This window comes from Burkholderiaceae bacterium DAT-1 (assembly GCA_019084025.1).
In the GTDB taxonomy this organism is placed as follows: domain Bacteria; phylum Pseudomonadota; class Gammaproteobacteria; order Burkholderiales; family Chitinimonadaceae; genus DAT-1.
This window is the reverse complement of sequence record JAHRBI010000007.1, coordinates 1-26,499: the sequence shown is the minus strand read 5'-3', so window position 1 is coordinate 26,499 and position 26,499 is coordinate 1. Positions and strand designations below refer to the sequence as shown.

Genomic DNA, 26,499 nt, shown 5'->3' with positions numbered 1-26,499 from the left:
AACGATACACCAAGTTGCGCCTTTCCGGGCACAAGGCAACCGCCCTATTTGGCGGGTGAAGGCTCGATATTAAAGACATAGGCACGACCCTGCGGCAGTAGCGGCGAGGGGTCTCCCTTCACCCATGCCTCATGCCCGGCCAAAAAGAAGGGTGACAGAGGGTTGCCGCTCTGTCCGCCCGGCATATGGAATATGGCATGTTCTTCGTGACCGGGACTGATCACCAGCCGTTCTGACGCACCAAAATCACTACCCACCACGCGAGGCACGTTTTTATCCCCGGCCAGTTCATCTGCGGGCGTAGCCAGTAGCCATTTCATCCACGGCATAAATCTTACAAACGGATGGGCAATTTCACTGCGATTGGCCTGCCCCCAGGTGGCGAGCTTAAGCTGCTTATGTTCCTTGAGCAGCGTGTCCAGCACCCGATCTAGCTGGGCAAGCTGGAATTGCTGCCAGTCCTGATAGCCAAGGGGTAACCATGCCTCAGGCGTTTTATCAAGCAAGGTTTCCGCCACCACTTCCCAGCGCGGATTGGCAAGGTTGTAACGCAAATCCGGATCAACCTTGCGCAACTCTTCATCCAGTCGGCCAAACATGCCCTGATAAATTGAGTCCCGCCAGGCACGAACAATATGATATCCGGCATCGCTTGGCGCCGCCCGTCCCGTCCAACTAGCAACCAGCTCACGCGCTTCACGACGCATTGGCTTGCCTCGCAAACTATCCGCATCCAGCAAGGCAATCAGCCGATCGTGCCAGCCATTCAGTAGCAAGGCACGATCATCCAGCTGAACATTCAATAGATCGCGCTCTGTGACACGATGCAAGCTGGTGAGATCATCGCGAATCTGGCGCGATCGGGCACCCAAATCAGCGCCACCATCCCCGATCAGTGCATATTGATCTCCTGCCAGCTGTCGGCTGTTTGCCGTCCACAACTGGCCGGCAGGTGGATCAAGCAATTGCGGATACGCCGTCGGCGCAAGATAGCCTTCCCATCCCAGATGTGGCGTATCGACAGCCAGAGGCACCGTATTGCGCTCGCCCCACACTACCCGTTTAGGCATAGGGCCGGCAATGGTCCAGCCAATATGACCCGACTGATCTGCTACCAGCAAGTTTTGTGCAGGAATGCCCGATCGCTGCCCCACAGCCAGCGCTTCCTCTGCGGTGCGAACATGTTCCATCCCCATCAGGCCGAGATTGACTGCTCTACCGGCGTCATGAGCCACCCAGCGCATAGCGAAACTTTCGCCCCCCACCACCCGAACAGGACCATAGCGACTTTCCAGAACCGTGAGCGTTTCGGCATTGCCATGATTAACCTCTATGACCTCCTTATGAGGAACCAGCTGCTCCCATTCCTTCTGCCCACGGTAGCGAAGATGATCTTCCGGGTGACGTTCCAGCCTGACAAGATCAAGCCAGTCTCCGTAACTATTTGTGAACCCCCACGCCACACGGCCATTACTGCCGGCAACAATAGCGGGTGCACCCGGAAGACTGACGCCACTGATCTGGGCAACTTCATGAGCACGCTCCTGCCAACGCAACACAGCCCGATACCAGGTATTGGGCAATCGAATGCCCAGATGCATATCATCAGCGAGAATGGCCGAGCCACTGAGGCTTCGCTTGCCCGATACAGCAAAATTATTACTACCAGGGAAATTTTCCTGCAGGGGCTTAAGCCCGGCCTGCGTCGTCGCGCCACGCCACCAGAGTGGCGCCGATTGCGGTATCACATGCCCCGGTGCTTGAATGCTTTCATCTATAGGGGCGTCCCACTTGCTTGACTCAGGCAAAAGAAATTCCAGCTGAGCATCATTGCAATTCTCAACCAGCCAGCCGCGTGATAACTCACGATCAGCCTGATGTCCCTGCAGTTCAAAATACATGGTGTAAATCACCAGTAACGAATCTTCAGGCAACCACGGCTTAGGCGAATTGCGTAAAAGCCAATATTCGAAGGGGCGTCCCTTTAGTGCGGATAACCCTGCATTCACTCCGTCAGCATAGTGCTGAAGTAAGGCCTTTTCCTGAGCCGGCAGACCCAGCCACGCCTGATGCGCACGCGCACGGAGTCGGTGCAGGCGATGCTCTCGATCAACTGGCAGCGCCGCCGCACCAATCAATGCGGATATTTCACCTGCAGCATTTCGGCGCAGCAAGTCCATTTGAAAGTAGCGATCGCTCGCATGTGCATACCCGAGCGCCCAGGCCGCATCAGCCCGATTTCCGGCCTCAACAGTAACGATGCCCAACCTGTCACGCACGATACGCAACGGAGCACTGACTTGCGCAGACTTTATCGTTCCATCAATTGCAGGCAAGCTTGCATGCAGCGCCGCCCAAAACAGTGCCGCAAGAATCAATGTCAGCACTAGACACAAACCAACCACGCCAAGCGCTACGCGCCTAAGCTTGTACATGACGACTCCTGAAATGACACAACAAAATGCCCGGCCGAGCCGGGCGATTCATGCTTTGCACTGACCCGCAAAATCGATATGACTTACATGGTATGGGTCGCGCGACTACGTTCGAGCGCACCGCCAAGAATGCCTTCTATTCTGTCACGCGCCTGCTTGCCTGCCTCATTCGCTGCAAACTGTACGCCAATACCTTGCGTGCGATTACCGTGTGATCCGGCAGGTGTTACCCATACTACATGTCCCGATACAGCGATCCGATTGGGATCACTCATGAGTTGCAATAGCATGAAGACTTCATCGCCGATTGCATAAGCCTTAGCCGTAGGGATAAACACGCCACCGCCCACAATAAACGGCATGTAGGAGGCGTATAGCGCAGCCTTTTCTTTGATACTCAATGACAGGACACCGCCTGGGCGGGGGGCTGAGCGTGCCAAATCTGACATTAACAATGTTTCCTATCGTGTCGCTGAACGGGCCATTTGCTGATAAGCCATCAGCAACTGCTCGAATACCAACCGTGCATTAAGGGGATGCCCCGCAAGACGAGTCGCATCAAGCAGCGTGTCGTGGAATCGCATGACCTTGACTGGATCCAGTGCCGCAGAAAGTGCGCGCAAACTGGCGTCATGATCAGGATGATAACGGATTGAGCCCGTCAGCCTCAAACTAGATAAATCATATACCCAGCGCGCAAGCCAATCCGCAACACGCGCAGGCTCAACTTTATCTTTGTCTAGCCGCTCTGCGAGCGCCAGAGGGTCGAGTTTGCGCACGTCCAGCAAATGTCCGAGAAATGCGTCCCGAGCAGCATGTCGCGCCGGATCGGCACTTTCAAGTGCAAGCAATGGCGCACCACCAGCTTCAGCGAGATAGGCCGCGGCTCGCTCCAAGCCTTGATCTGCCAGCCATTGCTCAGCCTCGGCAAATACAGGCTTACTTAACGGGAAGCGCCGACAACGGCTGCGAATAGTAGGCAACAAGCGTTGCCAATGGCTGCTCACCAGAATAAACATGGCGCCCTCTGGTGGCTCCTCAAGCGTCTTGAGCAAGGCATTTGCACTCGCCACATTCAACGCATCCGCAGGATGAACGAGTGTGACCCGCTTGCCGCCTCGATGTGCTGTTAGGTTCACGAATTGCGCGAGGTCACGAACCTGCTCGACGGTGATATGGGTAGCGGCCTTTTTCTTGAGTTTGCCATCTTCCTCGCCCTCCTCCGCTGGAGTAGGCGTAAGTTCACGAAAATCGGGGTGATGCCCCGCCAGAAACCAATGGCATGCATCGCATTGGCCGCAGGGTTGCACTTCCTTCGATTCGCACAGCAACGATTGGGCAAGGTGCCGTGCAAAGGCCAGCTTGCCAATTCCTGCCTCTCCGGTAATCAACAGCGCATGATGCATTCGACCCGATTGAGCCATTAATGCCTGCCACGCCTCTTCATGCCAGCGATGTAGCAAAGAAACCTCCAACATCCGCCCAACGCCAAACCCGAACTGATCGGCGCATCAAGTCTTTTAACACGACCTTACTCAGATCATCCTCTGCAAAACCTGCATTTTGACCGCTTTTCCTACGGAAAAAAACAAATAAATACCGAGTTCAGCCGCTTTGACCTCTGTTTCCAAGACATATAGGTAGCATGAATGAATGCCGCCTATCCTGTTTCTCGCAGGCAAATGAAGACGCCCGCCATCTTCCAGTCGCCTGGAACCAGCTCATTGCAATTCGGCCTTCATGAGACGAGGTGGTCTAGCGCAGCAAATAATGATTACATTTGAATCGATGCGCGAGCGCCCCCGTATCCGAGAGGTTTTGCAAACAGCTATATATTCTTGCCTCAACAGCATTCTGCTGTGGTAATCTCGACAGCCCATATAAGCCCATATGCATCCAAGCACACCACAAAAAATTGCGCGTGCAGAAGCAATGGTAGGCATTTATTACCAAATAAAATCAAGAGGTTGCGCAGACCATGCTTTTGATGATCGATAACTTCGACTCATTTACCTACAATCTGGTTCAATATTTCGGCGAGCTTGGGCAGCAGGTTGAGGTATATCGCAACAACGAGATTACCCTTGAAGAAATCGAGGCCAAATCTCCACAGTATTTGGTCATTTCTCCGGGTCCCTGTACGCCAAATGAAGCGGGCATCTCTGTACCGGCCATTCACCACTTCGCGGGCAAGTTGCCGATCTTAGGGGTGTGCCTTGGACATCAGTCCATAGGGCAGGCATTTGGCGGAAAAATTGTTCATGCCAAAACCTTGATGCACGGTAAAACGTCGCCCGTATTTCACACCAATACGAGTGTGTTCAAGGATCTCCCCTCCCCCTTTACGGCTACGCGCTATCACTCCCTTGCCATTGAACGGGAAACCTGCCCCGAATGCCTTGAGATTACAGCGTGGACTGAGGATGGCGAAATTATGGGTGTTCGGCACAAAACATTGCCGATTGAAGGTGTTCAGTTTCATCCTGAAGCCATTCTGACTCAGCACGGCCACGCCATGCTCGATAACTTCCTCAAAGCACATGCCTGAGATAAGCAGATGATTACGCCCCAGACCGCGCTCAATCGATTGATTGACGGTAACGAACTGTTCTACGACGAAATGCTTCAGGTGATGCGCCAGATCATGACTGGCGAAATGACCCCGGTGCAAACTGCCGCCATCCTCATCGGACTGCGCGTGAAGGTGGAAACGGTGTCAGAAATTGCTGCCGCAGCCACAGTGATGCGTGAATTGTCTACCAAGGTGGCCGTTAAGCGTCGTGAGCATTTGGTGGATACCTGCGGGACGGGTGGCGACGGCATGCACACCTTTAATATTTCCACTACCGCTGCCTTTGTGGCATCCGCAGCCGGGGCGCGCGTAGCCAAGCATGGCAACCGCAGCGTCTCATCATCCAGCGGATCTGCCGATGTCTTGGAAGCACTGGGTGTTAACCTCAATCTAACGCCGGAACAGGTGGGTGCCTGTATCGACGAAATTGGTGTTGGGTTCATGTTTGCGCCAGCACACCACAATCTAATGAAGAATGTCGCGCCGATTCGTCGCGAACTTGGCGTCAGAACAATTTTTAATATTCTGGGTCCACTCACCAATCCGGCAGCGGCGGACTCTCAGGTTCTGGGCGTTTTCCATCCGGATCTGGTTGGCATTCAAGCGCATGTACTCAAGCAGCTTGGAAGCAAGCATGTGCTTGTAGTGAACGGCAAGGACGGTCTTGATGAGATCAGCCTCACTGCACCAACGCTGGTCGCCGAACTGAAAGAAGGGTCGATTCACGAATACGAAATTGATCCCAGAGACTATGGTTTCTCCCTATGCGACAAAGCAGCATTGTTTGCTGGCAACCCAGATCAGAGCAGGCATAAGGTGACTCAAGTCCTCGCAAATGAGCCGGGCCCCTGTCGGGATATTGTCATTCTGAACGCAGCCGCAGCACTTTATGCTGCGGACGTTGTGCCCGACCTTGCGGCTGGCCTTGCCGCCGCCGAGCAGGCGATTAGCAGCGGTGCAGCGCAAAAAAAGTTAACCGATTTAGTTGAAAAATCGCGTAGCTACCTCATCTAATCGTTGCACATTTCACCGGATACTCTGTCATAAGCATGAGCGATATTCTCAAACGCATTCTGGCAACTAAATTTGAAGAAGTAGCCGCAGGGCAAGCCCTTATCTCACTGTCGCGCATGCGTTGCCTTGCAGAACAAGGTGAGGTGATTCGCCCATTTGCTCAGGCCATGATTGAGCGGATCAACGCCCAACAAAATGCCGTGATCGCAGAAATTAAGAAGGCAAGCCCTTCAAAAGGGATATTGCGGGAACATTTTGATCCGGCTGACATTGCTAGAGATTACGAGCGTCACGGTGCAGCCTGTCTGTCCATCCTGACAGATCAGCAATACTTTCAAGGACATACAGATTATCTGAAGGCCGCTCGCGCTGCCTGCTCATTGCCGGTTTTACGCAAAGATTTCATTGTCGACGAATATCAGATTTACGAAGCCCGAGCGATGGGAGCTGATTGCATTTTGCTGATTGTATCCGCATTGGATCTCCCGCAAATGCGTGCCTTTGAACAATTGGCTCAATCACTCGGCATGTCAGTTCTGGTCGAGTCGCACGATGCAGCCGAACTTGAACTTGCGCTGCAATTGAATACGCCCCTGATCGGTATCAATAATCGTAATTTGCGTACATTCGATGTCTCGCTTGAAACGACAATATCACTCTTATCCATGATTCCAAAGGATAAAATTGTTATCACCGAGTCTGGCATTCTGAATGAGTCGGACGTATTTCGAATGCGGGATCACGATGTCTATGGTTTCCTGGTTGGAGAAGCATTTATGCGTCAACCTTCACCAGGTACAACGCTCGGTCAACTGTTCAAATTCAGCGCGTAAATTCTTCCACTTGCATTTGCAACCGTTATTGGTAAAAATGTTGCGCAAATGCATAGAGTAGAAGGTATTGCTACAGTACCGTTGCGCAAAAGATGCTTAAGAAGCAACTCATACCTGCCCTCATACAACTTTCTAATGTTTCTGTAACATGGTTGCGATATAAAAGCGTATGAGGCCCCTAGGGTATCGTCACTTCTGCCACAACTTAACCAAGGCAGAATCCGATTTCACAACAAGACTGGAGTCAAATTCCATGAAGAAGCACCTGATTGCTGTCGCCGTTCTCGGCGCGCTGGCTGCCCCGGCCTTCGCAGCTGACAACACCGTCACCCTGTACGGCCACATTGATGCTGGCGTCGAAGCTTTCGACAACGGCGCGATCACCACCACCCGCGTGGAAAGCTACAAGAGCCGCTTCGGCATCAAGGGCACCGAAGAACTGGGTGATGGCCTGAAGGCTCTGTTCCAAGTCGAACAGCAAGTTGACGTCGACCAAGGTGGCAACACTCTGGGCACCCGCAACACATTCGTGGGTCTGGGTGGCGACTTTGGTACCGTGTTGCTGGGTCGTTACGACACCCCGTTCAAGGTTGTCGGTGGCTCCCTGGATGTGAGCGGTAACAACAACGCCAACATCTCGGAAAACTTCGTGAACAACGGTGGCGGCGCTCTGACTCAAGGTCTGACCGCAGCTCAAGCTAACTTCCACACCCGCTATACCAGCTCGGTTCAATACTGGTCGCCGGTCATGAGCGGCTTCCAGTTCAAGGCAGCTTTCGCTCCTGATGAAGCCAAGTCCAACACCAAGAACGCCCGTCAACTGAGCCTGGCTGGTGAGTACAACGCCAACGGCCTGTACGCTGGTCTGGGTTACGAAACACGTCCGGATTCACTGGTTGCCGGTGCTGGCGTGCAAGGTATCAAGGGTGCCGTTGGTTACACCATCGACAGCACAACTGTTGGCGTGATCTACTCCAAGTTCGATACCGATGGCTACGCAACCACCGCCGCTACCAAGCGTCGCGTGATGGCCTTCACCGTGGCTCAAAAGCTGTCTGACTCCCTGAATCTGCGTGCAGCATTTGTTCGTGCAAACGAAACTGCAGACAACAAGGACGACGGCGCACGTGGCCTGTCCGCTGAGCTGGCATACAACCTGACCAAGCGTACTGCTCTGTTTGCGTACTACACCCGCATTCAGAACGGCGCAGCAGGCAAGTACACCTTCCTGGAATCCAAGTCCGACCTGGCACTGGATCCGAAGACAGCAAAGGCAATGGGCGGCCTGACACCGAGCATCTTCTCGGTTGGCGTTCGTCACGACTTCTAATATCTGAATCTGCCTAGCGCAGGTTTCGATACGTAGATATCAACGGGTGAGTCCTCGACTCGCCCGTTTTTCTTTATACTGCGAATCTCCTTTCTCGACTCTCTACGTGCCTGCAAATGCATGCATTGAATGCACACCACATGCCCCACTTTTCCATCAGACTGGCACTGGCCAGCATCGCGGCTATCACCCTATTTGGTTGTGCCACCCGCAGCCCAATGACTGACATCCCCGAACCCGTGCCACCCCCAGTCAAGCCGCAACCAGTGACTGCCCAATACGAAGCCCAGGCGTGGAGTTCATTGCCCGGCTGGACTGGCAGTGGACTGCTGGCAGCATGGCCCGCCTGGCTAGAGTCGTGCAAAGTACTGGAGAAGCAAAGTGCCTGGACACAGGCCTGTCGTGATGCGAAGGCGCTGAGCCCCAAGACAGAGCTGGATGTGCGGAGCTATTTCGAGGCAAATTTTAAGCCATGGCAGATCAGCTCAAGCGAACCGAGCGGCACAAAAGGGTTGATCACTGGATACTACGAACCGATGCTGACGGGCAGCAGGTCAAATAGTAAAGGCCGCTTTCCACTGTATGCCGTACCCGATGATCTCCTGACCATTGATCTTGGCAATCTATACCCTGACCTCAAAAATATGCGCTTGCGGGGCAGACTTGTCGGGAATAAGGTTGTACCTTACTGGAGTCGTGCGGATATCGAGGAAGGTAAAGCACCACTGAACAGCAAGGTACTGGCTTGGATAGACGACCCTGTTGAGTTGTTCTTTCTACAGATACAGGGCTCCGGACGCATCAAGCTGGAAGATGGCAAGATGCTGCGCGTGGGTTATGCCGATCAAAATGGACATCCATACAAATCCATCGGCAAATGGCTGATTGAGCAAGGGGAATTAAAAGCATCCGAGGCGTCCATGCAGGGCATTCAGGCATGGGCAAGCTCACATCCGGAACGCCTGAAGGAGCTCCTGAATACCAACCCCAGCTATGTATTTTTCCGTGAGCTTCCCAAGCAAACCGGGGGGCCGCTGGGTGCACTTGGGGTGCCGCTCACCGATGCAGTCAGCGTAGCTGTCGATCGTCGCTACGTGCCACTGGGTGCGCCCTTGTTTTTGTCATCAACCTGGCCCAATGACGATAGCCGTCCATTGCAGCGCATGGTGATCGCACAGGATACCGGCGGCGCCATTCGTGGTCCGGTCAGATTGGATTATTTTTGGGGATTCGGACCAGAAGCAGGGTTGCTAGCCGGCAGAATGAAGCAGAAGGGCGAAGTATGGATGATTTGGCCAAACAATGCGCCGCCGCCCAGTAGTAGCGCTATTAACCCTTAATATCAGACATCTTTCCCTGAGCTTCAGCGCGGGCGGCTTTAGTGGCTGCTCGCCTGTCCGCAAAAAAGCGTCGCAACTGCGATGCAGCCTCCTCCTGGAGAACCCCCCCTACAACACGGGTGTGATGATTTAGGGTAGGCAGGTCAAACAGGTTTAAGACGCTTCCGGCGACGCCCGTTTTGGGGTCGGGCGCAGCAAATACGAGGCGCTCCAGACGCGCATGCATAATGGCGCCTGCACACATCGCGCAAGGCTCCAGGGTGACATATAGCTCGCAACCCGGCATACGGTAATTCTGCAGTATCTGCCCTGCGCTGCGGAGCGCCCGCATTTCGGCGTGCGCGGACGGGTCATTCATCAGAATCGGGGCGTTGGAGCCGGTTGCAATCACCGCATTTTGATAGACCAGCACTGCCCCGACAGGCACTTCGCCATTTGCGCGGGCAATGTCTGCCTGCTCCAGCGCGAGTTTCATAAACCAGATATCGCGCTGATGTTCGTCAAGCGGGATGCTCATCGCTCACCCAGAACAGGCGCAAGCATCTCGGCGGCATGCTGGCGGACGGTGTGAGTGATTTCGGAACCGCCCAGCATCCGGGCGATCTCTTCAATTCTCGCCTGCTGATTCAGCGCGTCAATATGACTTGATACGCCCTGCTCATTCATCTGCTTGCGAACCTGAAACTGATGGGTCGCGCAGGCTGCAACCTGAGGCAGATGTGTAATGCACAGCACCTGATGGCGCGCACCAAGACGAGCCAGCAACTGACCGACCGTTTCTGCTACACGTCCACCAATACCGACATCGACCTCATCAAAAACTAGGGTAGGCACATGCGCACTCTGGCTGGCAACTACCTGAAGTGCCAGGCTGATGCGCGACAGCTCCCCGCCGGATGCAACTTTGGCTAATGAACGGGCTTCAGCGGCAGCGTGCGGAGCTACGCGGAATTCAATGGCCTCGAGTCCATGCTGGGTTGGCTCATCCTGCAGAAGCAGTGTGGTCTCGAAGCGGCTACCTGCCATTGCCATTTGCTGCATTTCGGTCGACACCAGCGTGGAGAGCTGATGGGCACCGGCATGCCGCAATGCCGAAACGCGCTTTGCAATGTCAAGCCATTGCTGCTTCGCAAGCACAACCGCATGCTCAAGTGCATCAAGATCAGCGCCGCGATCAAGCGCCTCCAGTTGATGTTGCCAGCTCTCGAGGCTTTCCGGCAGCTCCTCCACCTTTAGTCGATATTTACGCGCCATCCTGTATAGATCATCCATGCGACGATCTAGCTCGGAAAGCCGCTCCGGATCTAACTCCACCCTGCCCGCGTAGCGACGCAGCGCGTGGATAGCTTCATCCAGATTTGCGTCCACCGCCTGCAGATAATCATGAATCTCACCTAGCTGTGGATCATGGGCAAGCAGGTCGGTAATGGTAGCAAGGACAGTTCCCAGTCTGCCCGACAGGTTTTCCTCACCATCGATCAGTGCATCCAGACTACTCTGCGTGCCTGCGAGCAAACTCTGTGCATGACTCAACCTTGCATGCTCTTGCTGCAGTGCTTCCCATTCACCTAACTGAGGTGAAAGCGCGCGAACTTCACCAATTTGCCAGAGCAATCGTTCGCGCTCGCTTGCCATGGATTCCGCGTTTGCACGAGCGGCGGCAACGGCTTCCAGCGCATGTTTCCAAGCTTGCCATGCCTGACGCATGGCTCGGGTCAGTTGGCTTGCGCCACAGTACGCGTCAAGCAGTTCACGCTGTGCGTCCGGGCGCACTAGACGCTGGTGTGCATGCTGACCATGAATATCAACGAGATATTCACCAATCTGCTTCAGTTGTGCAGTTGTAGCGGCATGACCATTGACCCAGGCTCTTGATCGCCCACCGGCATCAATCGTCCGGCGCAACAGGCATAAATCAGCATCCCCTTCGAGACCGGCCTCTGCCAGCAGCGCATGTAGTGCATCGTCCTCGGCTATGCCAAACTCGGCTGCGAGTTCGGCCTTTTCCGCGCCGTGCCTAACCACGCCTGCATCGGCACGATCGCCCAGCAATAGTCCAAGCGCATCAATCAGAATGGATTTGCCCGCCCCGGTTTCACCGGTTAGAACCGAGAAGCCAGTAGCAAAATGGAGTTCAATTGAATCGACAATGACAAAATCACGCAGACGCAGCGTCAACAGCATGGTTGTCCCGTTTTCTAAGAAACTGGTTACGAAGAGTTATTCAAGACACACAGCGACAGATGATACATCTGCCGACAGCGTTAAACTGGCGCGGCCAACACTTAAATCAGGCGTTCGCCCCAGTGAAGCTTTTGTCGCAGCATGTCGTAGTAGTTGTATCCGACGGGATGCAGTATCCGCAGAGAGTTCCGGTAGCGTTTGATGGTAATACGATCCATCTCCCGCAGATCGAAGTGGGATTGTCCGTCAAAGTGGACTTTAGTTTCCTGCCCCCGCAACAACATGAATTCTACCGTAGCACTATCGGAAACGGCGATAGGCCGGGCGCTCATGGTTTGCGGACAAATGGGCACCAGTGAAATAGCCGGGACAGTTGGGTGCAGAATTGGCCCGCCAGATGCAAGCGAGTATGCGGTTGAACCTGTGGGCGTGGTGACAATCAAGCCATCGGATCGCTGGCTATACACAAACTGGTCATCAATGAAAATCTCGAACTCGATCATCGACCCGAGCGATCCACGGCTAAACACCACATCGTTGAAGGCCAGCGCGCCGTGGATTTCACGATCGTCGCGAATGACTCTCGCCTGCAGCAGGAAGCGCTCTTCCGGCACAAAGTCACCACCCAGCATTCTAGGAATGACATGCTCGATGTCATCAATCGGGATATCGGTCATGAATCCCAATCGACCAATATTGATACCCACAAGTGGAATGCGATAAGGTGCCAATAAGCGGGCAACGGATAGCATCGTGCCGTCGCCGCCGAGTACGATCACTAGATCGGCAATTTTGCCGATATTCTCGCGGGCAACGATCTCAACGCCGGGAATGGCATATTCTTCCGCTGTCGCTGCATCAAGCAGCACAGACATGCAATCGCGCTGGAGTAAGGCGACCAAGGAGCGGAGAGGCGCATGAATGCGCTGGCTATTGGCTCGAGCAACCAGCGCGACTTTCTTGAATAGCATAGTCATACGCCAATGTAACCAAGGGCAGCCAGAATCTCAAGGCCGCCCTCACAAAATTAACCGCTGGTATTAGCGATCGTAGATTGGAAACACAAAGTAACGCTGAGCAATGGTCTTGTATTCGCCCGACTCGTAGACCTCTTTCAAGGCCTTGTTCAGCTTTTCGCGCAACTCGGTGTTGCCCAGCTTGACTGCAATACCCAGCCCATCGCCCAGGTACTTGTGATCAACCAGCGGTGCACCAATCAGATTGAATCCCTTTTCGCCGCCGCCACGCTGAATGAAGTTATAGTAAGCCACCACACCATCATCCAGTACCGCATCCAGTTCCCCCGCCGCCAGCGCAGCATACATCTTCTGTCCATCGGCATAGCGCACAATGGTGCTACCCTTTTCATAGCGGGCGGTCAGATAGCGATCGTAGGTGGTATCCTGTGTCACGCCAATCTTCATTTTTTCCAAGTGGCGGGGTTCAATCCGCACGTAAGGGAAACGTCGTTCCTTGCCAATAAAGTGTGCGGGCGGCAAGGCATAGGGATCAGTGAAGTCCACCTGCTTTTTGCGATCCTGAGTGATGGGCATGGAGGCCAGCACCACATCAGTCTTCTTGTCATTTAAAGCGGGTACAAGATCATTCCACCCGAAACGCTCGAACTTGCATTTCTCTTTCATGCGTTCGCACAGCGCATTGGCCAGATCAACATTGAAACCGCGGAGATTACCCTTGGCATCGACCTCTTCGAAAGGTGGAAACATGCCTTCCATTGCGATGCGTAACTCACTAGCCTGGCACCCTGCACTCAAGGCAAGACAAAACAAGACCGCCCAAATACGTTTCATCAACCATCTCCCTGAGTAAACCGAAACGAACCTGCTTTGTTTGCAGGATAATTGTGTATGCATATGTGTACCGTTATTACCACAATGAAACAAGTAAAAAACCACAGATCATCAAAAAGCGTGTCACTTCACCCACACTTTCCCACGAAATTCGCTTGTTCCCAGCGCATGAGCCGGTAGAATTGAAGCTATGCTGAATGAACGCGCTCAAATCCTTCTCAAAACGCTGATCGAGCATTACATTGCCGACGGCCAGCCGGTTGGATCACGCACACTCTCAAAGTTTTCGGGGCTGGATCTCTCTTCTGCTTCGATTCGAAATGTACTGGCCGATCTCGAAGATTTGGGATTTATCGCCAGCCCGCACACCTCTGCCGGCCGGATTCCGACGACACGGGGCTATCGTTTTTTTGTCGATTCGCTCCTGACGATCAAGCCACTCGCTCAGGTGGAAATTCGTGAGCTTAAGGATCAAATTCCGGCGCACAGTCCTTCGATTGCGGTCACCGCGGCGTCTCAGCTGCTATCGCAGTTAACCGAATTCGCAGGCGTCGTAATCTCGCCCCGCCGCGTACCATCCTTGATGCAAATCGAGTTTTTGCGCCTCAGCGAGCGCCGCATTCTGATGATACTGGTGACAGCAGATGGCGATGTGCAGAACCGTATCATTTTGACTGAGCGAGATTACACGCCAGCCCAGCTGATCGAAGCGAGTAATTATCTCAGCCAGCACTGTGCCGGAAAGTCCCTGGACATGTTGCGAACAGCTGTTTTAGGGGATCTTGAATCCTTGCAGACAGATATTGGTCAGCTCATGAGTGCGGCCATCAAGGCTGGTGGCAATCCGTTTGATGCGGGAGGCGAATCCGTAGTTATCGCGGGTGAAACCAATCTTTTACGTGTTGATGATTTTTCATCAAATGTAGACCGGCTACGCCAGCTCTTTTCGGTTTTCGAAGAGAAAACCGCCTTGCTGCAATTGCTTGATTCAGGGCAGCGGGCAGAAGGAATACAACTGTTCATTGGCCAAGAAGCTGGCATTCATCCACTGGATGAATGCTCCGTCGTCACCGCGCCCTATCAGGTCAATGGTCAGATTGTCGGCACACTCGGTGTTATCGGTCCGACCAGAATGGCCTACGAACGCGTGATCCCGATCGTTGATATCACGGCAAAACTACTTTCTTCCGCCTTGTCACATCAGCAAGGCTGATCCTAATCAGAAATTCAGCGAACCATGTCCCGACTTTTCACTCTAGCAAGCGCCCTGTTGATGGGCGCATGCGCAGTCCTGCCCGCCGGATTCTCCCCTGCCTGCGCAGAAGACACCCCTGCGGTCAGCAATGTCATTGGCGTCTCACAGGAGCAGTTTATTCAATCGCTCATTTCGCAAGATGGGTTTGATGAGGCATGGCTGAGGGCTGTGTTTGCATCGGTACACGAGCGGCTGGAAATCATCGACATTCTGGAACGCCCATCCACATCCCGTCCGTGGTATGTCTTCAGACCCGGCTTCGTGAATCCGGTCAGAATCCGCGCGGGCGTCCTGTTTTGGCGAGAACATGCTGATCTGATCGAAGCAATCAGCCGGCATTACCACGTCGATCCGGAATACATGGTCACGATCCTTGGCGTCGAAACCATGTGGGGCAAGCAGGCCGGGCGATACCGCGTGATGGATGTACTGACAACGCTCGCATTCAACTACCCGCGCCGCGCAGATTTTTTCCGGAAGGAACTGCGCGAATTCCTGCTGCTTGCACGAGAAGAAAGACGCGACCCGCTTAGCTTTCTCGGCTCGTATGCAGGCGCAATGGGTGCGCCGCAGTTTATGCCTTCAAGCGTAAGGGCGTACGCGCAAAGCTGGGGAACCGATAACTGGCGAAACGTATGGGATAACACGGCCGATATTCTAGCAAGCGTAGCAAACTATCTTGCTGTGCATGGCTGGCAACAAGGTGCGCCCGTGGTGATTCCGGCAAAGGTAGACGGCGACGGCTGGAAGACACTGGCGGAGGACAAGTTTAATCTACACTACCGAGTAAGTGATCTAGCAAAATTTAATGTTGTCCCAGATGCGCCACTGCAAGGCGATCCGCAGGCGGTCCTGGCGCCTCTGGAGCGGGAGCCTGGCACGTTCGACTATTGGCTGGGTCTGAATAATTTCTATGTAATTACCCGCTACAACCGAAGTACGCTATACGCGAAAGCCGTACAGGAACTCGCCGTCGCAATCCGCGCTGCCTGGGAAGATCCGAATTTGCTCCCGCCCGAGCCCGCAGGGAAGCACACGGGCAAATCTGCCGCCAAGGGCAAGCCTGTGAAGCATACGCCTGCTAAAAGGCGCGTTGCGCATCGTTAATCAAATCGACCATAAGCCGGATCGAGTCTAATCATGTCCGAAAATATCACCGAACTTCGCCAGTCATTGCAAAAGGCGCGTCAAGCGCTGTATGAGGATTATCACGACCCTGAACAGGCAGTGAACCTTCTGATGCAGACGTCAGCACTGGTTGATGGCTTTTTGCGTGATCGCTGGGCAGCAGCGGACATTCCGGAGAATATCCTGTTAATTGCTGTTGGCGGATACGGGCGTGGCCAACTGTTTCCGGCATCGGATATCGATTTGCTTTTCCTCTTGCCGGAAGACGCCTGTAAAGATACAACTTCTCGACTGGAGAGCCTGATCACCACCCTCTGGGATTGCGGCCTGGAAGTCGGCCATAGCGTGCGCACGCTGACGCATTGCCTTGAGGAAGCTGCGCAGGACATCACCGTCCAAACCACGCTGCTGGAAACACGCCTGCTAGCGGGTAATCACGCGCAATATCTCGACTTCGTAGTAGCGATCGACACTGCACTCGATCCTCAGCGTTTTTTCGATGCCAAGATTCTGGAGCAACAGCGCAGGCATGAGCGCCATCAGGGATCAATCAATACCCTTGAGCCCAATGTAAAGGAAGGCCCGGGTGGCTTACGTGATTTGCATCTGCTTTTGTGGCTTGCCCGTGCCTGCAAGCAGGGCAGCAGCTGGAAAGAGATGCATCAGGCGGGCTTACTGACCGGTCAGGAGATGCGCAAGTTGGTGCGTGCTGAACGCATGCTGTGCTCCTTCCGGATCGCCCTGCACCTCACGGCCAAACGTCGCGAAGACCGCATTCTGTTCGACTATCAAAATGCCCTAGCCCAGCGTTTTGGCTACAGCGATATCGCAGGCCGGCGTGCCAGCGAGCAGTTGATGGAAGTGTTCTATTTATCGGCTCGGATCATTGTACAGTTGCAACCCATCTTGATTCAGGCGTTTCGGCGCTGCCTGTGGGGCGACATGCTGGAGCCGTCCACGCCAATCAACGAGCATTTTCATGCGCGGGGCGAGCTGCTGGAGATCAACGATCCCGAGCTGTATGAACGTCATCCCTCTGCCATTCTGGAAACGTTTCTCGTCCTGCAAAGGCATCCTCAACTCACTGGCGTCGGGGCCGATACCTTGCGCGCCATGTGGCATGCCCGGCCACGGATAAATGGGCAGTTCCGTAAGGATCCAGTGAACAAAGCATTATTTCTGGAGATTTTGCGCCAGCCCTCCGGCACCACGCGGGTGATGCGGCGCATGAATCGCTATGGCGTGCTGGGGCGCTATATTCCTGCGTTCGGCGAAATTGTGGGTCGAATGCAGCATGATCTATTCCACGTGTATACCGTGGATGAACACATCATGATGGTGCTGCGTAATCTGCGCCGGTTTGCAACACCCGCATTCAATCACGAATACCCGTTGTGCTCGCGCCTTATCGAGTCATTCGAACGTCCGGAAGTGCTCTACCTTGCGGCACTCTTCCATGATATCGGTAAAGGTCGCGGTGGAGACCATTCACAACTGGGTAAAGTGGATGCGCGTGAATTCTGTGAAGAGCATGCGCTCTTACCGGAAGACACTGCATTGGTAAGCTGGCTGGTTGAGCACCATTTGACTATGTCAGGTGTGGCACAGAAGCAGGATGTATACGACCCAGAGACCATTGCAAAGTTCGCGGCTCTAGTCGGTGATGAACGCCATCTAACGAGTCTCTATTTGCTCACCGTCGCGGATATTCGCGGCACCAGTCCAAAAGTGTGGAACAACTGGAAGGCCAAATTACTCGAAGACCTTTTTCAGGCTACTCGCCGCTATCTGCATGGTGGCGCGGCCAGTGCAGATAGCTGGCTGGACGAGCGTCAGGAGGAAGCATTGCGCCTGATGCGCTTGTACGGGCTTCGTGATGATGCACACAAGGCCTTCTGGCAGACGCTGGACGCAGTATATTTTCTACGCCATGAAGCACGGGAAATTGCGTGGCATGCGCGGGTGCTGTTCGGGCGATTCGGGCAGCCGGAGCCGATTGTGCGCGCGCGCGTTTCCGATACCGAAGAAGGCTTGCAAGTATTGGTGTATTCGCCGGATCAGCCAGAGTTGTTTGCGCGTATCTGCACCTTCTTTGAGCGCTCGGGCTACAGCATCTTCGATGCCAAAATCTACACCACGAAAAATAGCTACGCGCTGGACAGCTTTTACGTATTCATCCCGGAAGGGCGTGGCGAACACTATCGTGATCTGATTGGTTTTATCGAGTACGAACTGGCCAAACAGATCGGTGATGCAGCTCCCCTGCCCCCGCCCGCCTCGGGCCGACTCAGCCGCGTACTGAAGCATTTCCCGCTGCCGCCACAAGTCATGCTGCGTGCAGATGAACGTCACAAACTCTTTGTACTGTCATTGGTTGCAGGGGATCAGCCGGGGTTATTATCAAGGATTGCCCGTGTGCTATCGTCACACCACATCACCATCCACTCCGCCAAGATCACTACATTGGGTGATCGCGCCGAGGATACCTTTACTGTCTCCGGCCCGAATCTGGATGATCCGGCGGCACTGGCCAAGCTGGAAAATGCGCTGGAAGATGCGCTGCAGATTAATGCGCGGTAACTTTCCATGCAATGTTACAAAAATGGCCGCGATCAGTGCGGCCATTTTTTATGCATCTACAGACTCATCCTGTTCTGCTTCATCTTCTGTCAGATCCAGCACACTGGCCGGCAACTGTTTGGATGGCCTGACGCCAAGTTTGCGTACTTGCTCTGCCTGACGAATCAAATTACCACGGCCGCTTGCCAACTTGTTTCTAGCGGCCTCATAAGCTGTGCGCGTTTGATCCAGCCGTTGACCCACAGTTTCCAGATCGGTTACAAATCCCACGAATTTGTCGTATAGCTTGCCGCATTGCGCCGCAATCTCCTGGGCGTTGCGATTCTGATATTCCTGACGCCAGATATTGGCAATGGTACGCAAGGTCGCCAGCAAGGTGCTGGGGCTGACCAGCAATACATTGCGTGAAAATGCGTCGGCAAACAGCGAGGGATCTTCGGTCACCGACAGCATGAATGCAGGCTCAACCGGCAGAAACATCAGCACGAAGTCCAAGCCGCCTGCACCATGCAGCGTATGGTAGTGTTTGTCCCCTAGCTGCTTGACGTGATTCCGCACGGCAGCAAGATGGAGCTTGAGCGCATCGGCACGCTGTGCATCATCTTCCGCGCTGGCGTAACGCTCGTAGGCAACCAGCGTCATTTTGGAATCAACGATCAGATGCTTGCCTTCCGGCAGATTGATGATGACATCGGGACGATGCTGGCCGCCATCTTCACGCTCCATGCTGGCCTGCACCTCGTACTCCTGTCCCTTGCGCAAACCGGATGATTCCAGCACACGCTCAAGTACAATTTCGCCCCACGTACCCTGCGCTTTGTTATTTCCTTTCAGCGCTTGGGTCAGATTGACGGCGTCTTCACGCATCTGCAGGTTCAAATCGGCCAGTTTCTTGACCTCATTGGCGAGACTAAAGCGTTCCTTGGATTCCTTGTCATAGGTTTCCTCAACCTTCTGCTGGAATTCCTTGATGCGCTCCTGCAAAGGTGCGAGCAATCCACCCAGTTGCTGCTGATTCTGTTCCGTGAATTTCTTGGATTTCTCGTCAAGAATCTGGGTGGCAAGCTGGTGGAATTGCGCCCCCATTTGCTCGCGTGCATCGCGCAGCAAGGCTAGCTTTTCCTCGAACTGGCGCTGATCTGCATCACGCATCGCCTGCAACTCGGCATGCTGCGCTTTAAGCGAAGACAAGACCTGCTCAAGTTGATTGGCGCGCTGCGTAGTTTGCTGCAATTCACTATGCAGGCGGGTGAGTTGAGTGTCACGTGCGCTCGCTTCGCCATTCAGCGTACCCTGACGTTCCATCAGACGGGCACGTTCTTCCTGAACCTGCTTTAGTGCTTCCTCACGCAAGCGGAGTTGCGCACTCAACTCATCCAAACCTGCAAGCCGCGTCTCCAGTTCAGCCACTCGCTGGGCGCGCGCCAGCACTTGCTCTCGAAGAGACGTCGCTTCCCGCACCGAATCGGCCACGCGCTCACGCTCGTTGGCAAGGGACAACTCAAGATCCGCATGCATGCTTTGTGTAACGGCCAGATCACGCTCCAGCCGACTCACCCGCATTCGTCCAATGATCCAGCCGCCTAAAGTTCCAATCACCGCTAACGCCAGCCAAACTGCCATCGACATCTATCCTATTTTTTGATTGCTCAACCGGCCTATAGTTACTCGGCCTTGGCCGCCTGACGTGAACTCCAGAAACTCAGCGCAATCAGCGCCAAGCCAATGCTGCCTGTGAGTGCCTCAGGAATATGCATGGTCACGCCCGCCAGCATAATGATGGCCAAGGCGCCGATCGCCCAGAATGCACCATGCTCCAGATAGCGATACTCGCCCAGTGTGCCACGTTCAACCAGCATCAATGTAAATGAGCGTACAAACATTGCGCCCACGCCCAAGCCCAGGGCAATCACAAACAGATTGTGCGACAGCGCGAATGCGCCAATCACGCCATCAAAAGAGAAGGATGCATCCAGTATTTCCAGATACATAAAGCCTGCAAACCCCTGTTTGCCGGCCGCTGCCGCGCCCTCTTCACCGCCCAGCAAGGCACCTACGCCATCCGCAGCAACATAGGTCACAATCCCCCACAAGCCTGCCTCGATAAAGGCGAGGCGCGTTTCCGTCGGGAGTGCGGTCGAGGCTGCCATCAGCGCCATCAGGGTCAGTGCCATCTGGATCGATTCAAGCCGGCCGAGCCGCGAGAGACGATCTTCCACAAATCCCAGCCAGTGTACTTCCTTGCTTTGATCGATAAAGAATGTCAGAAACACCATCATCAGAAAGGTGCCGCCAAATGCAGCAATCTGCGGATGAGCACTGGTCAGAATGGCTGCATACTTATGTTCGTCAAAGATGGCAAGCCGCAGCACCTCGACCGGGCCCATTGAGGCAACTACGCCTACAATCAGCAGCGGAAAAATCAGGCGCATCAGGAATACGGCAATCAGCATCCCCCACACTAGAAAGCGCTTGCGCCAGATCGGGTCCATATCCGCCAGCACCTTGGCATTGACCACTGCATTGTCAAAACTCAGGCTGGTTTCAAGTGCGGCTAACACCAGCACAATCCATGCGCCCTGCAAACCACCCAGCCAAGCGCCTGCGGCAACAGCCAATGCAGCAAAAATAAAGGAGCCTCTAAAGTAGGCGAACATTCTGCACCCCGCTTTCTAGCGTTGTTATTCCCATTCACGGGAGATCTCGATAAGGCGTCGAACTCTACGCCTCCGGCCAGCCTCAAACAAGCTTCATATCATCTCTTTACACCGGTTCTCAGGTAGAATCACCTTCTTATTTTGACTTTCAAAGTCAGTCATCATGATTGACTGTTCAGGAACGAATATGCACAAGCAAGTCATTCTCGCGAACCCTCGAGGATTCTGTGCCGGCGTTGACCGTGCCATTGCCATTGTAGAGGAAGCATTAAATCGCTTTGGTGCGCCGATCTATGTACGCCATGAAGTTGTGCATAACAAATTTGTTGTAGAAAACCTGCGCGCAAAGGGCGCAATCTTTATCGAGGATCTGCCCGATGTGCCCGAAGGCGCGACCCTCATTTTTTCTGCACACGGCGTGCCGCAGTCCGTGCGAGAGGAAGCGGAAAAGCGTGGCTTGCGTGTATTTGATGCAACCTGCCCGCTTGTGACAAAAGTGCATCTTGAAGTCAAACGCCTGCATGATCAGGGTTTCCGTATTGTGATGATTGGCCACAAAGGCCACCCTGAAGTAGAAGGCACCATGGGTCAGGGTGCGGCAAATATGTATCTTGTTGAGGATACGCATGATGTTGCCACACTTGATGTGCCAGCCGACACCAAGCTCGCTTATGTGACCCAGACCACGCTGAGCGTGGATGATGCGGCAACAGTGGTCAATGCACTGCGCGCGCGCTTTCCAGATATTGTTGGCCCGAAAAAGGACGACATTTGCTACGCCACGCAAAATCGTCAGGATGCAGTCAAAAAGCTGAGTCATGAAACCGATGTGGTGGTCGTGGTGGGCTCGCAGAATAGCTCCAACTCCAACCGCCTGCGCGAGGTTGCTACCAATCTTGGCTTGCCCGCCTATCTGGTCGACAACGCAGGTGAGCTTGATCCTGCCTGGTTTGAAGGTAAATCACGCATTGGTCTGAGTGCTGGCGCGTCAGCCCCCGAATCACTGGTACTGGAAGTCATCGAACGTATTCGTTCGTTTGGTGCCGAATCCGTGACCGAGCTACAAGGCATTGAAGAAAACGTCGTGTTTTCCTTGCCTAAGGATTTACTGAAGGCAGAATAAGCCGGCTTGCGGCCATCCAAGAAAAAACCACAGTGATTTGGTGTCACTGTGGTTTTTATATTTGTATCGTCACGCGCAATCAGTTCAGCGATTCGTGCGCATGCTCGCCGCGATGAAGTTGATCGTGCACCTCGTGGTTGTGCTCGACAAACTGTGGCATCAGCGAACCGACAATGATCCCGATGATGCTGGCCATCAAGCCGGCAAACTGCGCGGGAATAAGCGGACTCTCCGGGCCAAACCACATCATACCCAGCCACACCGATACGCCTGCAGCAATCGCCAGCAACGCACCCTGATTGGTGGCGCGACGCCAGTACACGCCGAATGCCAGCGGGACAAAGGCCGCCACCAGGGTGACCTGGTAGGCGCTTTCGACCATGCCGAAGATACTGGATTTGGAGTTCATGGCGTAGGTCATCACCAGCGCGGTGAATACCAGCGTCACAATCCGCATCATCTTTAGCAGCTGTTTGTCGTCCATCTTGGGCAGCATGGGCTTGAGAATATTCTCGGAGAACGACACGGACGGTGCCAGCAAGGTGGCCGACGCACAGCCCTTAATCGCCGACAGCAACGCCCCGAAGAACAGCACCTGCGCCACAAACGGCATATGCTGCATCACGAATTGCGGGAGAATCAGCTGGCTTCCTCCATTGGAGACCAAACCCTTGACCATGTCGGGTGCGATCATCGTTGCGGCATAGCCGATGAACAAGGGGACAAATGCAAACAGGAAATACAAGCCACCACCCAGCACCGAACCCCACACGGCAATCTTTTCAGTTTTAGCCGATTGCACACGCTGGAAAACGTCCTGCTGCGGAATCGAACCGAGCATCATTGTGCAGGCCGCCGCGGTAAAGGCGATCACTTCTTTCAGATCCATATTGGGCAGGAAGGTAAATTTACCTGCGGCAGACGCATGCTGAACAACAGCCCCGACTCCGCCAGCCATGCCAGACACTTCACCCCCGATATACAGCAGCCCCAGTCCGATCACCACCATTTGCACCAAGTCAGTAATGGCTACCGCCCACATCCCACCGAAAAAGGTGTAGATCAGAATCGTACCCGAACCAATCCACATCCCCATTTCCTGACTGATGGACCCTTGGGACACCACATTAAACACCAGACCCAGTGCGGTAATCTGCGCCCCCACCCAGCCAAGGTAGGACACCACAATGGCCAGCGAGGTCAGCACTTCTACCTTACGGCCATAACGGCGTTTATAGAAGTCACCGATAGTCAGCAATCGCATACGATACAGCGGGGCGGCAAAGAACAGCCCCACAAAGATCAAGCAAAGCGAAGAACCAAACGGGTCAGCCACGATGGACTTCAGATTGCCATCAATAAAGGTGGCCGGAATCCCCAGTACCGCCTCGGAGCCGAACCAGGTCGCAAACACGGTCGCAGTCACCATGAAAAATGGCAGATGGCGGCCAGCCACGGCAAAGTCAGCCGAGCTTTTGACACGCAGCGCAGCCCACAGACCAATCGCTACAGAGATGATCCAGTAGGCAATGACAAACCAAAGCAACATGATGCGCTTGAGTCCTTGTGAATCAGGTTGATCGAAACAGACTCTGAACGACCGGTTACGGGCAGTCCAGAGGACCGCGCATTGTAAAGTTGCACCAGATCACGGCCAAGTGTTTTCACCGAAATTGGTAAAAATTGAACACTTGTCGTAGCCCATTGTGTTTTGGATGGGAGGGCGCCTTGGGCGTCATGGATTTTGTGCGGTGTAGAGGCGCAGGCTGTGTTTGGCGGTGCGCTTCAGGTCTTGGAGGGTGATGTATCCGAGGGGACGTCGTGTACTTTGGATCACTATTTTTGTCAATTTTGTCGTGATCACCACCATTTGGAGGAATAGCACTCGCTCTACTGCCTGGGGCATCAGGTGAGTCCACTGCGCCCAATCACACGCAAACGGCCAGACCCCAGACGCATCAAGGCTTCCCGCGCATCACGCATACCGCAATATCCAGTTTAAAGAGCGAGACCCCCTGATGCGGGTTTTAGGCTTGTAGTGTACCAGTCCGGACACGCCCAAAGCGAACGTACACGCGCAGGATACAGCGGTAATTGCATCAAGGATGGGCGCAGGCTATCCGACCGCCGAGGACGACCGACAGGCCTACAAATAGCAAACCGCCCGGAGGCGGCTAAGAATGGAGGTATATGGCGTGGCTTGAACCGCTTCAGACCACCGATTCACCCCAGTTCAGGAAGACTGCCGGGGTCAGTATCTCGATGCCATGGTATGGATGCAGCGTCAGCAGATCAGCATCGCTACTGATGATCACTTCGGCCTCAGCAGCCTTGGCCAGCGCAAGAAACTTGTTGTCCTTGGGATCTCGGCAATCCTGGACGTCTTCATGCACTTCAATCCGTTCTACTGCGTCACTGATCAGCTGGTAAAACGCTTGTCGCAATGCCGGTGAGCGATACCGATCAAATCGGTCGCGTGCCAGCACTTCCCGCAGCTCTGCCAGCGTCGCATCAGATGCAAAGAGGGTGCAGTCATGGAAGGCGCGCTCCAGTGCCTTGGCAGGTTGCGAATGCGGCAAGATGGCGGCACTCACCAATGTACTGGTGTCAAACACCACAGAATGGCGTTTAGTGTGCATTCGCAATCAGATCCAGCAAATCGGTTTCACTGATCGCCTCTCGCTGATCCTGATCCGCTGCTTGGCGGTAGCGCGTCAGCGCATCCAGCGCCCGGCCTGCGGCCAAGTCCCGCAGATCCTCGATGGACACCACCACCGCAACCGGACGGCCACGCCGAGTGATGGTCACCGGCTCACGTCTGGCCACGTCGAGCATTTCCCCGAAATGATTCTGGGCGTGAGCAGAGGTCATGGTGCGCATGATCAACTCCAAATGGATGAATTAGCTAATTTGTCCATTTTACACCTACGCAAATTCGCTTGTGTGCATTTTTGAATGATAAAGTCCCCAAAACTGGGGCGTACATGCATGCGCCATGCCGGAAGCAGCTCAGCCAACATTGGATGCAGAAAAGATGCAGGAAACACGCAACCACCCACCCCAGCCCCCCAAAGTCTTCAAGATCACCGACAACCAGGCGCTGATCTCTCCCGAATCAACCGCCCCTGCGCGCCTCGCGCTCAATCAGGCGATATTCCCGCACGATTCCACGGATGGCACCGGTCAGCGGGGCGAAGTAGAGGCGCAGGCAGTGTTTGGCGGTGCGCTTCAGGTCTTGGAGGGTGATGTATCCGCTCATGCGGTGCTCCATGGGGAATTTAGTCCGGCCAGCCCCAAATCAGCCGCCCAGCCATGCAATGGGTGGGCTGAATAGAATAACAAAGGTTAATGGCGCAATGCCCTTCGGTTATTGCGCCCTACCGAGCTGGGTTTATGCACGAAACAGGCAACCGCCCAGCACCCGGATTACGCCGCGATAAGGCCTAATCTAGGCTACAGAATGACATTATGGATGCGGGTTTCAGTCTTGAGAATATGCTCGCCTGAGGCGACCCGCATTATATTCAGCTGTTATGCTTTCGCCTGATTCAATATCATAAAATATGATAAAAACATATCCATCTTCCCCGCAAGGAGAGGGCAACCATGATGCATATATCGTATTTTCAATAGGATCGATTTGAAATTTTAAAGACTCGACGGAATCACAAACCGATTGCCACATCCCTAGCTGTGTATCAAGCAGCTTTAATACATACTTTTCATACTTTGTCATTTCTAATAGTTGTGCGCAATTATCCAAAGCGATTCCTATCTAACTAACGATTTAACAAATTTTACCTGCTCCTCAGTTGCAGGAACTCTCGTACCATTTCGCACCAAATTTAAATGCGCAGAATTCGATCGACCAGTTACTGTAGTTACATGCTCACCATTCCCTTCCAAAATATGCTCTCTTCCACCTGGTCCACGTACAACAAATCTACCATTTTCAGGCTGAACATAAATATCAGAGGCTCGCGCATTTTGAACATCATTGGTAACTTTACCGGTCGGACGCCCCTCACCCTGTCGCTGTTTTGCGTGATCAGATTGCCGAATCTTGTTATCGTCATCGTCGGGTCCACCCGGCGGAAGGCTTGCACTGTTTGGGGCATCAGGTGAGTCCACCGCGTCATATCATACGCAAACGGCCAGACCCCAGATGCAGCAAGGCTTCCCGCACATCACGCAGACTGCAATATCCAGTTTAAAGAGCGAGACCCCCCAGAGGCGG

23 protein-coding genes are annotated in these 26,499 nt (G+C 54.0%); 10 read left to right on the top strand and 13 right to left on the bottom strand.

Going from position 1 to position 26,499, the window contains the following annotated elements; genetic code table 11:
• Window positions 1–44 precede the first annotated feature (44 nt).
• From KSF73_15090 to holB, 3 genes are all read right to left on the bottom strand, one after another.
• Window positions 45–2,435 (bottom strand): penicillin acylase family protein, encoded by a 2,391-nt coding sequence (locus tag KSF73_15090; GenBank protein MBV1777043.1) that lies wholly within the window; start codon window positions 2,433–2,435, stop codon window positions 45–47.
• Window positions 2,436–2,518: 83 nt separating this feature from the next.
• Window positions 2,519–2,884 carry a PilZ domain-containing protein gene (locus tag KSF73_15085; protein MBV1777042.1) on the bottom strand — a complete coding sequence of 122 codons (366 nt, stop codon included), beginning with the start codon at window positions 2,882–2,884 and terminating at the stop codon, window positions 2,519–2,521.
• A 12-nt stretch (window positions 2,885–2,896) separates the two neighbouring features.
• Window positions 2,897–3,913 carry a DNA polymerase III subunit delta' gene (gene holB / locus KSF73_15080; protein ID MBV1777041.1) on the bottom strand — a complete coding sequence of 339 codons (1,017 nt, stop codon included), beginning with the start codon at window positions 3,911–3,913 and terminating at the stop codon, window positions 2,897–2,899.
• A gap of 500 nt (window positions 3,914–4,413) precedes the next feature.
• Here holB and KSF73_15075 point away from each other — a divergent pair, with 500 nt between their 5' ends.
• From KSF73_15075 to KSF73_15055, 5 genes are all read left to right on the top strand, one after another.
• On the top strand, window positions 4,414–4,983 hold the full coding sequence (locus KSF73_15075; protein ID MBV1777040.1) for an aminodeoxychorismate/anthranilate synthase component II: 570 nt from the start codon (window positions 4,414–4,416) through the stop codon (window positions 4,981–4,983).
• Between the two features lie 9 nt (window positions 4,984–4,992).
• Window positions 4,993–6,021, top strand: coding sequence for an anthranilate phosphoribosyltransferase (trpD, locus tag KSF73_15070; GenBank protein ID MBV1777039.1), 1,029 nt, complete (start codon window positions 4,993–4,995; stop codon window positions 6,019–6,021).
• A gap of 35 nt (window positions 6,022–6,056) precedes the next feature.
• A complete protein-coding gene (trpC, locus tag KSF73_15065) occupies window positions 6,057–6,854 on the top strand; it encodes an indole-3-glycerol phosphate synthase TrpC (GenBank protein ID MBV1777038.1) in 798 nt (265 codons plus the stop codon).
• Window positions 6,855–7,107: 253 nt separating this feature from the next.
• Complete coding sequence (locus KSF73_15060; GenBank protein ID MBV1777037.1) at window positions 7,108–8,184, top strand: porin; 1,077 nt, start codon at window positions 7,108–7,110, stop codon at window positions 8,182–8,184.
• 140 nt (window positions 8,185–8,324) lie between these two features.
• On the top strand, window positions 8,325–9,524 hold the full coding sequence (locus KSF73_15055; GenBank protein MBV1777036.1) for an MltA domain-containing protein: 1,200 nt from the start codon (window positions 8,325–8,327) through the stop codon (window positions 9,522–9,524).
• Here KSF73_15055 and tadA read toward each other — a convergent pair.
• The 4 genes from tadA to KSF73_15035 all read right to left on the bottom strand — a co-directional run bounded on the left by tadA (window position 9,514) and on the right by KSF73_15035 (window position 13,519).
• Window positions 9,514–10,041, bottom strand: coding sequence for a tRNA adenosine(34) deaminase TadA (tadA, locus tag KSF73_15050; protein MBV1777035.1), 528 nt, complete (start codon window positions 10,039–10,041; stop codon window positions 9,514–9,516). The genes KSF73_15055 and tadA overlap by 11 nt on opposite strands.
• Window positions 10,038–11,708: a DNA repair protein RecN gene (recN, locus tag KSF73_15045; GenBank protein ID MBV1777034.1), complete on the bottom strand. Its 1,671-nt coding sequence runs from the start codon at window positions 11,706–11,708 to the stop codon at window positions 10,038–10,040. The genes tadA and recN overlap by 4 nt, the downstream gene beginning before the upstream one ends.
• Before the next feature lie 101 nt (window positions 11,709–11,809).
• Window positions 11,810–12,685 (bottom strand): NAD kinase, encoded by an 876-nt coding sequence (locus tag KSF73_15040; GenBank protein MBV1777033.1) that lies wholly within the window; start codon window positions 12,683–12,685, stop codon window positions 11,810–11,812.
• Window positions 12,686–12,748: 63 nt separating this feature from the next.
• On the bottom strand, window positions 12,749–13,519 hold the full coding sequence (locus KSF73_15035; GenBank protein ID MBV1777032.1) for a transporter substrate-binding domain-containing protein: 771 nt from the start codon (window positions 13,517–13,519) through the stop codon (window positions 12,749–12,751).
• A gap of 193 nt (window positions 13,520–13,712) precedes the next feature.
• Between KSF73_15035 and hrcA the strand changes: the two genes are divergently transcribed.
• The 3 genes from hrcA to KSF73_15020 are packed head-to-tail and all read left to right on the top strand — an operon-like array spanning window position 13,713 to window position 18,482.
• A complete protein-coding gene (gene hrcA, locus KSF73_15030; protein MBV1777031.1) occupies window positions 13,713–14,732 on the top strand; it encodes a heat-inducible transcriptional repressor HrcA in 1,020 nt (339 codons plus the stop codon).
• Window positions 14,733–14,756: 24 nt separating this feature from the next.
• Window positions 14,757–15,881, top strand: coding sequence for a lytic murein transglycosylase B (gene mltB / locus KSF73_15025; GenBank protein ID MBV1777030.1), 1,125 nt, complete (start codon window positions 14,757–14,759; stop codon window positions 15,879–15,881).
• A gap of 33 nt (window positions 15,882–15,914) precedes the next feature.
• A complete protein-coding gene (locus KSF73_15020) occupies window positions 15,915–18,482 on the top strand; it encodes a [protein-PII] uridylyltransferase (GenBank protein MBV1777029.1) in 2,568 nt (855 codons plus the stop codon).
• 48 nt (window positions 18,483–18,530) lie between these two features.
• Here KSF73_15020 and rmuC read toward each other — a convergent pair whose 3' ends face one another.
• On the bottom strand, window positions 18,531–20,105 hold the full coding sequence (rmuC, locus tag KSF73_15015) for a DNA recombination protein RmuC (GenBank protein MBV1777028.1): 1,575 nt from the start codon (window positions 20,103–20,105) through the stop codon (window positions 18,531–18,533).
• 41 nt (window positions 20,106–20,146) lie between these two features.
• Entirely contained in the window at window positions 20,147–21,139 is a 993-nt protein-coding gene (locus tag KSF73_15010) for a DUF475 domain-containing protein (GenBank protein MBV1777027.1), read from the bottom strand.
• 187 nt (window positions 21,140–21,326) lie between these two features.
• Between KSF73_15010 and ispH the strand changes: the two genes are divergently transcribed.
• Window positions 21,327–22,262, top strand: coding sequence for a 4-hydroxy-3-methylbut-2-enyl diphosphate reductase (gene ispH, locus KSF73_15005; GenBank protein ID MBV1777026.1), 936 nt, complete (start codon window positions 21,327–21,329; stop codon window positions 22,260–22,262).
• A gap of 79 nt (window positions 22,263–22,341) precedes the next feature.
• On the opposite strand, the gene KSF73_15000 is transcribed toward ispH, so the two are convergent.
• From KSF73_15000 to KSF73_14990, 3 genes are all read right to left on the bottom strand, one after another.
• Window positions 22,342–23,811 (bottom strand): sodium:solute symporter family protein, encoded by a 1,470-nt coding sequence (locus KSF73_15000; GenBank protein MBV1777025.1) that lies wholly within the window; start codon window positions 23,809–23,811, stop codon window positions 22,342–22,344.
• Window positions 23,812–24,472: 661 nt separating this feature from the next.
• On the bottom strand, window positions 24,473–24,901 hold the full coding sequence (locus KSF73_14995) for a putative toxin-antitoxin system toxin component, PIN family (protein MBV1777024.1): 429 nt from the start codon (window positions 24,899–24,901) through the stop codon (window positions 24,473–24,475).
• Entirely contained in the window at window positions 24,891–25,142 is a 252-nt protein-coding gene (locus tag KSF73_14990) for a type II toxin-antitoxin system prevent-host-death family antitoxin (protein MBV1777023.1), read from the bottom strand. Before KSF73_14990 ends, KSF73_14995 begins: the two co-directional genes overlap by 11 nt.
• Before the next feature lie 115 nt (window positions 25,143–25,257).
• Between KSF73_14990 and KSF73_14985 the strand changes: the two genes are divergently transcribed.
• Window positions 25,258–25,596: a hypothetical protein gene (locus KSF73_14985; GenBank protein ID MBV1777022.1), complete on the top strand. Its 339-nt coding sequence runs from the start codon at window positions 25,258–25,260 to the stop codon at window positions 25,594–25,596.
• Between the two features lie 147 nt (window positions 25,597–25,743).
• Here KSF73_14985 and KSF73_14980 read toward each other — a convergent pair whose 3' ends face one another.
• Window positions 25,744–25,998, bottom strand: coding sequence for a hypothetical protein (locus KSF73_14980; GenBank protein ID MBV1777021.1), 255 nt, complete (start codon window positions 25,996–25,998; stop codon window positions 25,744–25,746).
• Window positions 25,999–26,499: the final 501 nt, after the last annotated feature.